The following is a 13470-nucleotide window of genomic DNA, read 5'->3' as shown; positions in this document are numbered from 1 at the left end:
CGGTCAGAGCGTCCCATTAACCGGCCTCCGAAGAGCCGAAACCTCGCAGATCGGGAACACACCCGGCGGCATGACCCGGACCCGACGGGGTACCGATGAGGAATGCCCCTCGCCCGAAACCTCGCCGACGCCACCATCGTCATCACCGGCGCGTCCAGCGGCATCGGCACCGCGACCGCGTACGCCCTGGCGCGTCACGGCAGCACCGTGGTGCTGGCCGCGCGCTCCGAGCCGGCTCTGCGCGAGGTGGCCCGGCACTGTCGTGAGCTGGGCGGTCGCACCCTGGTGGTGCCCACCGACGTGACGGACGCGGACGCGATGCGCCGGCTCGCCGCGAGCGCGGTGGCGGAGTTCGGCCGGCTCGACGCCTGGATCAACAACGCCGCCGTCGGCACCATCGGATTGTTCGACGAGATCCCGGTGGCGGAGTTCCGCCGGGTACTGGAGGTCAACCTGCTCGGTACGGCGAACGGCATCCGGGCGGCGCTGCCGCACCTCAGCGCGGCCGGTGGCGGCGTCGTGGTCAACAACGCCTCGGTGCTGGCCGAGGTGGCGATGCCGTACCAGTCCCCGTACAACGCCGCCAAACACGCCGTACGGGGACTGTCCGACACGGTTCGCCAGGAACTACGGGCCACCGGCCGGGGATCGGTCTCGATCTGCACCGTGCTGCCGGCCACCATCGACACCCCGTTCTTCCGGCACGCCGCCAACCACAGCGGCCGGCAGGTGCTGCCGCCACCACCGGTCTATCCGCCGGAGGTGGTCGCGGAGACGATCGTGCGGTTGCTCAGGCGACCCCGCCGGGAGGCGTACGCCGGCGGTGCCGCCCGCCTGATCGGCATCCAGTGGCGGCTGGCGCCGGCACTGGCCGAACGGGTCCTGGGCTGGTACGGCCGGTACACCCAGTTCGGGCCGTCACCGACGGCCGACACCACCGGCAACGTCTTCCGTGCCGACGCAGCGGCGAGCACCGACGGCGGCTGGCACGGCCGGCGGCGTCAGCTGGTCCGGATCTCCACCGCGTTCGGGCTGGCCGCCGCCGGTACCGCCGTCGGCACGGCCGCCGCGCTGGCCCGGCGGCTGGCCCGCTGAGGACGGGGCGACCTCGCCCCGGCCGGGCCGGTTACGGCGGGAGGGCAGCGGGTAGTGGTCAGTCATGCGCGACGACGAGTACCCGACCCCCGTGTCCGATCCCGAGGCCGACGGCCTACCCGACACCGCCGACGACGACTCGACGGCCGGGGACGACGTGCTGACCGGCCGGGAGGCGGACGGCCCGGCACCGGCTCAGCTGCCCGGTGACCGGACGCCGGTGGCGGTCGACGAGTTCGGCACCACCGCCGAGGAGCAGCTCGACGGCGAGTCGCTGGACTACAAGCTGAGCCGGGAACGGTTCGAGCTGCCGGTCGACGACCCGCTGGCCGGTCCGGTCGATCCGGACATCGCGGCCGAGGCGGACAGCCGGGAGCAGGCGGCGCAGGCGCAGCTCGACGCCGACGTGATCGATCCGGGCCCCACCTCCGACCCGAACTCCCCGGTCTCCCTCTACGACCACGACCGGCTGGGCACCGGTGCGGACGCCACCGTGGGCCGGCTGGTCGAACCGGACGAGGGGGCGCACACCGATCAGGAGACCGATTCGATCGCGTACGACGCGGGGGCCGCCGGTGGCGGAGCCAGCGCGGAGGAACTGGCCGTGCACGAGACCCGGCCGCCGCACTCGGTCTGACCAGCCGGCGCCGGCTCAGTCGTCCAGGCCGCGTTCGATCGCGTACCGGGTCAGCTCGACCCGGTTGTGCAGCTGAAGCTTGCCGAGCGTGTTCTGCACGTGGTTCTGCACCGTACGGTGCGACAGCCCGAGGCGCTCGGCGATCTGCCGGTACGACATCCCCTTGGCCACCAGGCGCAGCACCTCGGTCTCCCGGTCGGTGAGCCGGGGTGCCGCCTCCCGGGCCCCGGCCGCCGCCTGGTCGCCGCCGGCGGCCAGTCGGCGGTACTCGCCGAGGACCAGCCCGGCCAGGCCGGGCGTGAAGACGGGCTCGCCCGCCGCGGTGCGCCGCACCGCCGCCAGAAACTCCGCCAGCCCGGCGGATTTCAGCAGGTAGCCGGTGGCACCGGCCGTCACCGCGTCGAGCACGCCCTGCTGCTCACCGCTGGCCGAGAGCATGAGCACCCGCACTCCGGGGTGCGCCGCTCGCAGTCCGTGGATCACCTCGACGCCGGAGATGTCCGGCAGTTGCAGGTCGAGCACCACCACGTCGGGACGGGCCGCGGCGGCCACCCGGATCGCCTGGCGGCCCTCGCCACAACTGGCCACCACCTCGTGACCGGCCTCGGTCAGGTCGCGGGCCACCCCTTCCCGCCACATCGGGTGATCGTCCACGACCATCACGCGTACGCCGTTCACGGCTGCCTCCTCGGCACGGTGAGTTCCACCTCGGTGCCGGTGCCCGGCGTCGAGCTGATCCGGGCGGTACCCCCCAGGTCGGTCAGCCGACCCCGGATGGCCTGGGCGACGCCCAGCCGCCCCTGAGCCGCCGCCTCGGCCAGGCGTTCGGGCGGGAAACCCGGCCCCTCGTCCCGGATCGACACCGTGACCCCCGACCCCTCGTCCTCGACCAGCATCCAGGCTCGACCGCCGCCGTGCCGGGCCACGTTGTCCAGCGCCGCGGCGACGGCCGCCGCCAACTCGCGGGCCACCGCCGCAGGCAGCGGCACCGGGCCCGCCGGTGCGGACAGCGAGACGGTGGCCGAGGCGAGCCGGCCGAGCAGGGTGCGCAGATCCACCGGCGCGTCACCGACCGGGGCCGCTGCCGCACCGGAGATCAGCGACCGCAGCGCCACCTCCTGTTCGCCGGCCAGCCGGGCCAGTTCGCCCGCCTCCCCGTCAAGGTGGGCACCACGCCGCTGGACCAGGGCGAGCACCTGGAGCACCGAGTCGTGGATGTCCCGGGCCAAACGTTCCCGCTCCCGGGTGGCGGCCTCCAGCTCGACCGCCCGGTGCAGCCGTTCCCCGGCGGTCACCGTGAGCCGGGCGACGTGCCCGACCACCACGCCGGCCAGCAGCATCAGGATCGCGCCGTTGAACGCGCTCGGGGTGACCACGCCCCGGGTGCTCAGGTCGGTCGCGCCGAGCACCAGTGCCGCGACCGTCCCGCGTCGCCGCCCACCGGCGACCGCCCAGGCCAGCACCGGCCCGCTCAGCCAGGCCACCGGAAGGGTCGGCAGTCCGGCGTCGAGCGCCGGTCGGCCCATCACCCACGGGGTGGCCAGCAGGATCGCCACCACCACGCCCAGATCGGTCAGGAGCAGTGGCCAGCCGCGCCGGGCCGGGACCGCGTACCCGATGGCGGTGACGCCGGTCCAGACCGCCATGACCAGCACCAACGCTCCGGCGGCGAGGGGATGGGCGTAACGGTCCCCGTCGCGGATCAACACCACGCAGACGTACGCCAGGGACGCCACCCGGAAGACCGCGACGGCCCGCCAGAGCGGCACCGCGAAACCACCGGCAGCAGGCACGTGCGCCACGATGCCACAGGCCGCCGCGCCCCCCGGCGGCCGATGCACCTCGAACAACCCTGACGTACGGTGGTAAAAGCCGCGTAAAACTCTGCGATCTCTGTCGGGACGGGGCCATGACGAACGCAGGATCTTTCCCACCGCGTACGGTGGTGCCCATCGAACACGCCCTTCTGATCGCCGACGCCTTCGACCAGGCCCAGGTGACCGAGCTCCGACACTCGGTCGCCGCCTGCGCGGGCGCCGCCGGGCTGCGCGACGAGCGACTGGACGACTTCGTGCTCGCCGTGAACGAGCTGATCACCAACGCGGTCCGGCACGGCGGCGGTCGGGGCTGGCTGCGCTTGTGGCAAGAACCCGGCCTGGTGTTGTGCGAGGTCGCCGATCACGGTCCCGGCATCAGCACGCAGGAGCTCGGCAACCGCAGCCGACCCGCGCCCGACACGGCCGGCGGCTGGGGTCTCTGGCTGGCTCGCGAGCTGACCGACGCGATGGACGTGGAGACCGGATCGGCCGGCACCACGGTACGCATCACCAGCGCGACCGTCCCCGCCGAGCAGCACGTCGGCCGCCACCGCAGCGGCGAGTAGCAGCGGCGGAACCTACCAGCGGTTGCCGGTCAGCTTCTCGTAGACGTCCACGTAACGGGCCCGGGTGGCGTCGACCACGTCGGCGGGCACCTCCGGTGCCGGATGCCGCTTGTCCCACCCGCTGCGCGCCGCCCAGTCCCGCACGTACTGCTTGTCGTAGGCGAACTGGGCACGTCCGGGCTGGTACGACTCGGCCGGCCAGAACCGGGATGAGTCCGGGGTGAGCAGCTCGTCGCCGAGGACCAGGGTGCCGTCCGGCGCCCAGCCAAGCTCGATCTTGGTGTCGGCGACCAGGATGCCCCGGTCGGCGGCCAGCTCGGCGCCTCGGCAGTACACGTCGATGGTCACCTGCCGCAACCGGTCGGCGGTCTGGGCGCCGACCTTGTCGGCCACCTCGGCGAAGGTCATCGGCTCGTCGTGCTCACCCACCGGCGCCTTGGTGGACGGCGTGAAGATCGGCTCGGGCAGGATGGACGCCTCCACCAGCCCGCGCGGCAGCTCGACACCGGAGACCTTCCCGGTGCTCTCGTACTCCTTCAGGCCGCCGCCGGTGAGAAAGCCGCGGGCGACGCACTCGACCGGGACCATCTCCAGCCGGCGGCACCTGATCGCCCGGCCGGCGAACTCCGGCGGCACGTCGGTGGCCGAGATCACGTGGTTGGGCACCAGGTCGGCCAACTGCTCGAACCACCACAGCGACAGCGCGGTGAGCAGCTTGCCCTTGTCCGGAATCGGGGTCGGCAGGACCACGTCGTAGACGGAGATGCGGTCGGAGGCGACCAGGATCAGGTCATCGCCCTCGGCGTAGACGTCCCTCACCTTGCCCGAGTGCAGAAGTTCCACGCGGACAAGTAGACCACGCGCGGGGCGTACCGCCGCTGGCGGTCCACGGCGGGACCGCCAGGGCGCGAACCGCCTCGGTACGTCCGGTCAGCGCCGGCGGCGGGTCATCCGGATCACCAGTAGGACGATCACGGCCACCACCGCCAGACAGCAGAGCAGGCTCAGGAAGCCGAAGACGCCGAAGCCGCGCCCGCGCCGTCGAGCCGCCTCCACCACCAGTTCGCCGGTGCCGGACGACGCCCACGCCGCGACCGGAACGAAGACCGTCAGCACGACCGTGCCCAGGAGCGTGCCGAGCCGCCCCCACCACCTACCAAAGGAAGACATGCGCTCATCCTTGCCGAGAGGCGCAACCCCGGCCGCCCGAACGACCGTGCGTGTCGGGAACGGCGCCGGACGACGACAGCGGCCCCGGACGGATCCGGGGCCGCTGTCGTAGCAGTAGCGGGGACAGGATTTGAACCTGCGACCTCTGGGTTATGAGCCCAGCGAGCTACCGAGCTGCTCCACCCCGCGTCGGTAGGACCAGCCTACCCCATCGGTGATCGCCCTCATCGGCAGCCCCACCCGTACCGCCCGGCCGGTTGCCGGTACCGAGCGGACGGCCCGGTAGAACGCGCGGGCGGCCCGGGCCACCGCCCAGCGGGCCGAGGACCGACGAACAACGAAAAGGCCCCGGAGAACACTCCGGGGCCTTTTCGCGCAGTAGCGGGGACAGGATTTGAACCTGCGACCTCTGGGTTATGAGCCCAGCGAGCTACCGAGCTGCTCCACCCCGCGTCGGTAGATCCACCGTAGCGCACCACCCGCCTCGCCCGCAAAACGACCCACGGAACACCTCGTGCCACCACACCGCCGCGCCGATCTCCGGTCGGCGTTCGGGCGGTTCGCCCCGCGGACACGATGCGGCCCGCGCCCCGGGCTGGGAACGCCAGGGTCGCGGGCCGCATCGTGTCTGTCGGTCAGCCGGTGGGTGAGGGACTGGCGGACGGGGTCGGCGTGCCGTTGCCCCCTGACGCCTGCTGTGCCTGCTGGAACGCGGTGAGCGCCTCGTCAAGCGCCGCCAGCGCACGGCCGTACCGCTCGAAGTCGCCGGACGCCTGCGCGGCCCGCACCTCGGTGATCGCGGCCCGTACCCGCTCGGCAGCCGCACCGAGATCGCCGGTGGGCGGCGGAGCGTCGCCCGGCGACGGGGTGGCCGACGGCGACGGCGGCGGCTCCTCACCCTCGGGCGGTGGTTCCTCACCTCCGGCCGGCGGCGGGTTACCGGCCGCGGCCTGCTTGCCCTGCTCGACGAGTTGCTTGATGCCGTCGGCGACGTTGTCGGCCAGCACGACGTAGGAACCACCGTCGCCGTACGACATCAGCACCTTCTGCAGCAGCGGATACGCGTCCTGCTGGTTGCTCTTGACGTAGACCGGCTCGACGTAGAGCATCCCGTTGCCGAAGGGCAGCGACAGCAGGTTGCCGTACTGCACCTGGGCCTGGTTGGAGGAGAGCAGGTTCAGTTGCTGCCGGATGGTGGCGTTGGTGTTGGTCATCCGCTGGTGCACCTGCACCGGTCCGGAGATCGCCGTCTGGTCCGGCAGCTCCAGCACCTGCAACGTGGGCCTGCCGTCCTGGTACGACCCGGAGATCAGCGCGGCCAGGTTCTGCCGGCCGTTGGGGGTGACCGCGCTGGTCAGCTGGAACCGCGGCGCATCCTGGCCGGGGAACTGCGTGTAGAGGTAGTACGGCGGCTGCTTCTGCCCGCTGTCCGGCGCGTCCGGCACGTTCGGCACCTGCCAGAAGTCCTGGCCGGAGTAGAAGTCGCCGGGGTTGGTGACGTGGAACCGGGTGAGCAGGTTCCGCTGCACCTTGAACAGGTCGGCCGGGTACCGGAAGTGGGCGGCCAGCGTCGGTGGGATCTCGGCGCGGGGTGTGATGAGATCCCCGCCGAACGCCTTGTTCCACGCCTTGAGCACCGGGTCGTTCTCGTCGAACTCGTAGAGCACGACGGTGCCGTCGTACGCGTCGACGGTCGCCTTGACCGAGTTGCGGATGTAGTTGACGTTCTCCCGGGCCAGCTGGATGGTGCCCCGCCCGGTCAGCTCGTCGGTGGTCTCCTGCTGGAGGTTGACCCGCTCCGCGTACGGGTAGGTCGCGGCGGTGGTGTAACCGTCGACGATCCACTGCACCCGGCCGTCGACCAGGGCGGGGTACGGGTCACCGTCCAGGGTGAGGAACGGCGCGACCTTCTCCACCCGGTCCCGGGGGTTACGCACGTAGAGCAGCTTGGAGTTGTCGTTGACCGCCTCGGAGAGCAGGAAGTTCGCCTCCTGCTCCTTGATCGAGTAGAGCAGGCGACGGGTGAACGAGCCGATCTCGACGCCGCCGGAGCCGGTGTAGGTGTAGTACGACTCGGGCCCCTCACCGTCGTCGCCGCTCTCGCCGGCCGGGCGGTCGAACTCGGCCGGGTTGGCGTCCTCGCTCGGCTTGCCGACGATGGCGTAGTCACCGGCCGCCATCCGCTCGCCGTAGTAGATCCGGGGCTGACTCGCCGGGATCAGGTCGGTCGGCGCCGCACAGGACTCCTGCGACCGCTCGCCGAGCGATCCGGAGACGAAGAACGGCTGCCCACCACAGACCACCCGGTTCGCGGGTGCGGCCACCACCCCGTAGCCGTGGGTGTAGACGGTGTGCCGGTTGATCCAGTTGCTCTGCTGATCGGTCAGCTCGCCGTAGTTGATCTCACGTACGCCGACCACGTAGTCCTGGGTCGCGCCGTTGAGCGTGTACCTGTCGATGTCGAGCTTGGGGCCGAAGTCGTAGAAGCCACGGACCTGCTGGAGCTGGGTGTAGGTCTCGCTCACCAGCTGCGGATCCAGCAGCCGGACGTTCGGCACCACCGACGTGTCGGTGGCCAGGCTCTCCGGTGGGTTCAGGTTGCTCGCCGAGTACGCCGAACTCTGCGTGATGTCCAGCCCGAACGACGCGCGGGTGGCGTCGATGCTGCGCTGGATGTACGGCGCCTCCTTGTCCCGGGCGCTGGGCTTGACCTCGAAGGTCTGCACCGCCCACGGGTAGATGCCGCCGATCGCCACCGCGGAGACGCCGAGCAGGGCCAACGAGATGCCCGGCCAGACCAGGTTCCGCATCCAGGCGTTGGAGAAGATGATGATCGCGATCGCCACCACCACGGAGATGTAGGCGAGGATCTCCTTGGCCGGCAGCAGCGCGTTGATGTCGGCGTAGCCGGCGCCGTAGACGTTCACGCCGTCGTTGTACTCCAACAGCATCGCCCGCCGGTCCAGCACGTACGCGACGGCCTTGAGCAGGACGAAGACCGCGACCAGCGTGCTCAGGTGAGCCCGGGCGGCGTTGCTCATCCGGTCGCCGACGCCCTGCAGGCGTACCCCGCCGAACAGGTAGTGCACGGCCAGCGCGCCGAGCAGCGCCAGGACCACCGCGGTGAAGCCGAGCCCCAGCAGGAACCGCCAGAACGGCAACTGGAAGACGTAGAAACCGACGTCGACGCCGAACTCCGGATCGTCCACACCGAAGTCACCGCCGTGCAGGAAGAGCAGCCACTGGTTCCAGCGGCTCTGCGCCGACAGGCCGGCGAAGAGGCCGACGACGGCGGCGACCGCCGTGATCCACAGGCCCAGACGGGGACCGAGCAGCATCCGGTACCGCTCCAGGGTGGCCTGCTCCGGCGAGTGGGGCCGCATCCGTGGGCGCAACCGTTGCGCGAGCCAGAGGTTGCCGCCGACGATCGCCGCCATCGCCAGACCCGCGCCCAGGAAGAGCAGCAGCCGGGTGACCAGCACGCCCCGGAAGACCTCGGTGTAGTCGACCTCGGAGAACCAGAGCCAGTCCGTCCAGGCCTGCACACCCCAGCCGAGCAGGGTGAACAGCACGAACACCCCGATCAGGACCCCGATCGTGACGCGTCCGCGTCGGCTCATCCTCGGCAGGGGGCTGCTGCTACGCATGACCACTGTTGGCTCCGCACGCTCGTTATGATCGGCTCCGACCAGGCACCCAGAGTACGGGGTGTTCCTGAAAGCGTGAGCGCAAGGTCATGCCGCGCGGATCAGCAGTACGTCGGCTCGCCCCCGGAACGCAGCGTCTCCAGCGCGTCCAACGCCTCGTCGAGCGAGCCCACCTTGACCAACGGCAGGTCCGGCTGCCGGTTACGCACCGCCTCGGCGCAGTTGGCCGCCGGTACCAGGAACGTGGTCGCGCCGGCCTGCTTCGCACCGACCAGTTTCTGCGGGATCCCGCCGATCGGGCCGACCTGCCCGGCGTCGTCGATGGTGCCGGTGCCGGCGATGATCCGACCGCCGGTCAGGTCGTCCGGGGTCAGCTTGTCGATGATGCCCAGGGCGAACATCAGCCCCGCGCTCGGGCCACCGATGTCCTTCAGGTCGAAGGAGAGGGTGAACGGGTGCGGCTGCTGCTGCTCGATCTCGATGCCGATCCGGGGCCGACCGTCCTGCTCCTGACTGGTGATGGTGTCGGTCCGCGCGGCGCCGTCCCGGGTGTACCCGATCCGCAGCGCGGTACCCGCCGGCTTGGCCCGGATCAGGTCGGTCAGCCGGGAGGCGAACGGCACCGGTTCACCGTCGACCGAAGTGACCACGTCACCGGGGCGCAGCACCCCGGCCGACGGTCCGTCGGCGGCGACCGTCTTGACCACGACCTGCACCTCGTACCCGAGTTCCCGCAGCGCGGCGGTCTCCGCGCTGGTCTGCGAGACCTGGAAGTCCTCGGCGTTGCGCTGTTCCACCTCTTCCTGGGTCTCCCCCGGCGGGTAGACCAGTTCCCGCGGCACCACGGCCTGTTCGTCGGAGAGCCAGCCCTGGATGGCCGAGCGGAGCTTGACGCCGGGCTGCACGCCCACCGTCGTCAGCCGCAGCTGGCCGGCGGAGGTCGAGGTCTCCCGTCCGGTGACCTGGATGACCTCCTTGCCGTCCGCCTGGCCCAGCGTGTCGACGGTCGGGCCGGGACCGAGCACCACGTACGGCACGGGCGCGCCGAGCACCCCGATGCTGAGCAGTGCGGTGAGCAGGGCACCGAGCAGGACGGTCAGGCCGCGACGTCTCATGCGGCAGAGCGTACCGATCCCGGTCGCCGCGTCCGGCCGGCACGAGGCACGACTTCGCCCTCAGCGCAACCGCGGTGGCGGCGGCCCGGGGCCGGGCGCGCGTACCGTAGACGTCGTGCCTGATATTCCGTTCGGTTTCGCGCTACCGGGTGGGCAGCCGCCCGACCCCAACGACCCTGCGCAGATGCAGCAGTTCATGTCGCAGTTGCAGCACCTGCTCTCCGCGTCGGGCAGCGGGCCGGTCAACTGGGACCTGGCCCGTCAGGTGGCGGCCAGTCAGCTCGCCGCGGCGGGCGACCCGGCGGTCTCCCCCTACGAGCGCCACGCGGTGGAGGAGGCGCTGCGCATCGCCGACCTCTGGCTGGAGCCGGCCTCCGCGCTGCCCTCGGGCATCCGCAACACGGTGTCCTGGAACCGCAACGAGTGGATCTTCAGAACGCTCGACGTCTGGCGCAAGCTGTGCGACCCGGTGGCGAGCCGGATGGTCGGCGCGATGGGTGACCTGGTTCCGCCGGAGGCCCGGGCCCAGCTCGGCCCGATGCAGTCGATGGTCGCCACCCTCGGCGGCGCGCTCTTCGGCGGTCAGCTCGGTCAGGCCCTCGGGTCGCTCGCCGCGGAGGTGCTCTCCGCCGGCGACATCGGTCTGCCGCTCGGTCCGGCCGGCACGGCCGCGCTCATCCCCGCCAACATCAAGGCGTACGGCGCGGGTCTGGAGCTGCCCGAGGACGAGGTCCGCCTCTACGTGGCCCTGCGGGAGGCGGCGCACCAGCGGCTCTTCGAGCACGTCCCGTGGCTGCGGGGGCACGTCCTCAACGCCGTCGAGACGTACGCCGCCGGCATCCGGGTGAATCGGGAGGCGATCGAGGAGGCGATGGGGCGGGTCGACCCGACCGACCCGGAGTCGATGCAGGCGATCGCCCTGGAGGGAATCTTCACCCCGGAGGACAGCCCGACCCAGAAGGCGTCGCTGGCCCGGCTGGAGACGGCCCTCGCCCTGGTGGAGGGCTGGGTCTGTCATGTGGTCGACGGGGCGGCCGCCGGGCGGCTGCCGAACGTCGTGGCGCTGGGCGAGGCGTTCCGCCGCCGCCGGGCGGCCGGCGGGCCGGCCGAGCAGACCTTCGCGGCCCTGGTCGGCTTGGAGCTGCGGCCCCGTCGGCTGCGCGAGGCCGCGGCGCTCTGGGCGGCGCTCACCGAGCACCGGGGAATCGCCGGCCGGGACGCGCTGTGGGGGCACCCCGACCTGCTTCCCTCCGACGACGACTTCGCCGACCCGGTGGCGTTCGCCATGGCCGACACCGATCTGATGACCGAGTTGGACAACTTCGACTTCTCCGCGCCGGGTGGCCCGGAGGAGAAGGCCCCGGGCGAGACGGAGCGCCCCGACGACGCCGAGGGCGGCGAGGGCCGCAGCTGATCGCCGGTCGCGGAAACGGTGTGCCGGTGTCAGCCGCTGTGGCCGGCACCGGACAGCAGCGACCGGGTGTTCTCCCAGCCGCTCAGTGCCGGATCGAGCCGGGCCAGGTCCGCCGGGCCGCGCAGCCGGTGCCAGGAAGGGGTCACCGCGAGGTCACCCGGGCGGGGTGCCGCCGCCCGCACGGTCGCCGGCACCGTGGCGTCCAGGTCCAGCGGCGGCAACCAGGACGGCACCGGTAGCCGGGCCGCCACCCCGAGCAAGCCGGGCAGACCCCCTTCGGCCGGGGCGAGGGCGACCGGCCGGCTGGTCAGCGGTCGAAGCAGCTTGCCGACGGTGAGTCCGGGCAGGTCGGGTGCGTCCCCGACGACGACCGCCACCTGCTCGTAGCCGTCGTCCGTCGCCGGGGCAGGCTCGCCCGCCGGCCCGGCGCTGGGCGACGGGTCCGTGCCGTCTGGGCCGTGGGCGCCGGTCAGGGCGGCGAACACCGCGTTCGGGCTCGGCTCGGGCACCTCGTACACCCTCGTGCCGGGCCAGATCACCGCGTCGGCCAGCCAGCGGTCGGCTGGCGTGACCGCCACCGCGGTGTCCACCTCGTTGAGCGTGGCGAGCAGATCCACCACGTCCTCTGCGAGCGCGCTGCGCCACCGCACCGGATCGACACCGGGTGGTGCCCAGGCGATCGGCGCGAGCAGCGCCACCACCACACGTCGGGCCATTCACCGACCCTACCGTCGCGGCGACTCGGTACTCAGGGGGTGCCGCCGACGGCCGCCACGCCCTCCAGGTAGCCGCGCGCCCGTTCGGTCTTCGGGTACCTGCCGACCAGCGCCCAGAACTGTGCGTTGTGACTGGACACGATGAGGTGCACCAACTCGTGCAGCAGCACGTAATCGATCACCCAGTCCGGCATCTCCTGGAGGCGGTGGGACAACCGGATCGAACGGTCCGCCGGGGTGCAGGAGCCCCACCGCCCGTTCTGGTTGCTCACCCACCGGACGCTGGCCGGCAGCGCCCGGTCGCCGTACTCGGTGAGATAGAGCTTGATCAACCGGCCGGCACGGGCCAGCAGTTCCGCGTCGGAGCGGACCAGGCGCCCCTCGCGGGCGGCCAGCCGGGCGAGCATCCGGTCGACCCATTCGCTTTCCTCTGCCCGGGAGAACTGATCGGGAATGAGGACCACGACCCGCTCCCCGTCGCGGTAGGCGGACACCGTGCGTCGCCGGCGCTGGCTGCGCCGTACCTCGACGACCGGCTTCCGCGGCCCAGCCATCAGTGGACCGCGCAGCCTCGGTTTGCTGTCACGTTGGCAAGCTAATGCGTTGTGACCAGGGGTCCGCAAGAGTCAACCCCCCGACACGCGTCCGGAAAATGGGGATTGGTCGCCAGGAGTCCAGAAAAATTTCTTGCCAAACCCGGGGTGGCCGTCACGGTCACCCTTCGTGGTGGCCGGGGAGGTGTCACACCCGGACCGACCAACACGGTAAGTGATCATCGTCGGCAAGCTCAAATCCGGGCCCCGCACCCCGCCTTTGGCGGCACCACCAGCGCAATTGCGGGGTACCGGTCGGCGTGTCCCCGGCAAACTGACCGATCTAACCCAATTCGACGTGCACACTCTCGACGTCGCCTTGCTCACAGTGGCAATGCGCAGCTGACATGGAACCGCCCACACCTGGGTAGGGTCCGCCAACCAGCGGTCACGTAGGTGGCCGCCGGACAGGACCGGCGCCGGGCGCCCTGAGCGACCGCCACCGGAGACCCACCGGGTCGTTATCGACCGGTGGACGACACGAGGAGGGCACACCGTGGCCGACCAGGCCCAGACCTACAACGGTTACTGCGTCAAGTGCAAGGAGAAGCGGGACTTCGAGGGCCGTGTCGAGGTCTCGAAGACCGGCATGAACATGGCCAAGGGCAAGTGTCCGGTATGTGGCACAACAGTGAACCGCATCCTGGGCAAGGCGAAGGTCTGACGAACACGTCCCGGGACGGGGGGTGGGGGGGGGGGC

The 13470-nt window shown here is 71.5% G+C and carries 13 protein-coding genes and 2 tRNA genes; 5 read left to right on the top strand and 10 right to left on the bottom strand.

From position 1 onward, the window contains the following. Positions 1-102: 102 nt before the first annotated feature. Both V5O40_RS22200 and V5O40_RS22195 read left to right on the top strand, forming a co-directional pair. Entirely contained in the window at positions 103-1095 is a 993-nt protein-coding gene (locus V5O40_RS22200) for an SDR family oxidoreductase (RefSeq protein ID WP_332907255.1), read from the top strand. 64 nt (positions 1096-1159) lie between these two features. After that, positions 1160-1732, top strand: a complete 573-nt coding sequence (locus tag V5O40_RS22195; protein ID WP_332907254.1) for a DUF5709 domain-containing protein — start codon at positions 1160-1162, stop codon at positions 1730-1732. A 15-nt stretch (positions 1733-1747) separates the two neighbouring features. Here the strand turns inward: V5O40_RS22195 and V5O40_RS22190 are convergent, their stop codons facing one another. Both V5O40_RS22190 and macS read right to left on the bottom strand, forming a co-directional pair. Beyond that, complete coding sequence (locus tag V5O40_RS22190; RefSeq protein WP_332907271.1) at positions 1748-2392, bottom strand: response regulator transcription factor; 645 nt, start codon at positions 2390-2392, stop codon at positions 1748-1750. A gap of 14 nt (positions 2393-2406) precedes the next feature. After that, positions 2407-3525, bottom strand: coding sequence for a MacS family sensor histidine kinase (gene macS, locus V5O40_RS22185; protein ID WP_332907253.1), 1119 nt, complete (start codon positions 3523-3525; stop codon positions 2407-2409). A 116-nt stretch (positions 3526-3641) separates the two neighbouring features. Here macS and V5O40_RS22180 point away from each other — a divergent pair, with 116 nt between their 5' ends. After that, entirely contained in the window at positions 3642-4115 is a 474-nt protein-coding gene (locus tag V5O40_RS22180) for an ATP-binding protein (protein ID WP_332907252.1), read from the top strand. 12 nt (positions 4116-4127) lie between these two features. Here V5O40_RS22180 and V5O40_RS22175 read toward each other — a convergent pair whose 3' ends face one another. From V5O40_RS22175 to V5O40_RS22150, 6 genes are all read right to left on the bottom strand, one after another. After that, the gene (locus V5O40_RS22175; RefSeq protein WP_332907251.1) at positions 4128-4958 is read right to left on the bottom strand and encodes a phosphoribosylaminoimidazolesuccinocarboxamide synthase; all 831 of its coding nucleotides are present in this window, start codon (positions 4956-4958) and stop codon (positions 4128-4130) included. Positions 4959-5045: 87 nt separating this feature from the next. Next, positions 5046-5285, bottom strand: coding sequence for a hypothetical protein (locus V5O40_RS22170; RefSeq protein WP_332907250.1), 240 nt, complete (start codon positions 5283-5285; stop codon positions 5046-5048). Positions 5286-5400: 115 nt separating this feature from the next. Beyond that, positions 5401-5474 (bottom strand) — tRNA-Met (locus V5O40_RS22165). A gap of 190 nt (positions 5475-5664) precedes the next feature. Then, positions 5665-5738: transfer RNA gene (locus tag V5O40_RS22160), tRNA-Met, on the bottom strand. 182 nt (positions 5739-5920) lie between these two features. Next, the gene (locus V5O40_RS22155; RefSeq protein ID WP_332907270.1) at positions 5921-8932 is read right to left on the bottom strand and encodes a UPF0182 family membrane protein; all 3012 of its coding nucleotides are present in this window, start codon (positions 8930-8932) and stop codon (positions 5921-5923) included. A gap of 101 nt (positions 8933-9033) precedes the next feature. Then, a complete protein-coding gene (locus tag V5O40_RS22150) occupies positions 9034-10047 on the bottom strand; it encodes a YlbL family protein (protein ID WP_332907249.1) in 1014 nt (337 codons plus the stop codon). Between the two features lie 115 nt (positions 10048-10162). Between V5O40_RS22150 and V5O40_RS22145 the strand changes: the two genes are divergently transcribed. After that, positions 10163-11461: a zinc-dependent metalloprotease gene (locus V5O40_RS22145; RefSeq protein ID WP_332907248.1), complete on the top strand. Its 1299-nt coding sequence runs from the start codon at positions 10163-10165 to the stop codon at positions 11459-11461. A 29-nt stretch (positions 11462-11490) separates the two neighbouring features. Here V5O40_RS22145 and V5O40_RS22140 read toward each other — a convergent pair whose 3' ends face one another. Together V5O40_RS22140 and V5O40_RS22135 are read right to left on the bottom strand one after the other, a co-directional pair. Further along, entirely contained in the window at positions 11491-12177 is a 687-nt protein-coding gene (locus V5O40_RS22140) for a hypothetical protein (RefSeq protein WP_332907247.1), read from the bottom strand. Positions 12178-12209: 32 nt separating this feature from the next. Beyond that, positions 12210-12731, bottom strand: coding sequence for a M48 metallopeptidase family protein (locus V5O40_RS22135; protein ID WP_332907246.1), 522 nt, complete (start codon positions 12729-12731; stop codon positions 12210-12212). 535 nt (positions 12732-13266) lie between these two features. Between V5O40_RS22135 and V5O40_RS22130 the strand changes: the two genes are divergently transcribed. Next, the gene (locus V5O40_RS22130) at positions 13267-13434 is read left to right on the top strand and encodes a DUF5679 domain-containing protein (RefSeq protein ID WP_012014940.1); all 168 of its coding nucleotides are present in this window, start codon (positions 13267-13269) and stop codon (positions 13432-13434) included. Positions 13435-13470: the final 36 nt, after the last annotated feature.

This window comes from Micromonospora palythoicola (assembly GCF_036689795.1).
In the GTDB taxonomy this organism is placed as follows: Bacteria; Actinomycetota; Actinomycetes; order Mycobacteriales; family Micromonosporaceae; genus Micromonospora; species Micromonospora palythoicola.
The sequence above is the reverse complement of the archived record's forward strand: the minus strand, read 5'-3'. Positions and strand labels throughout refer to the sequence as shown.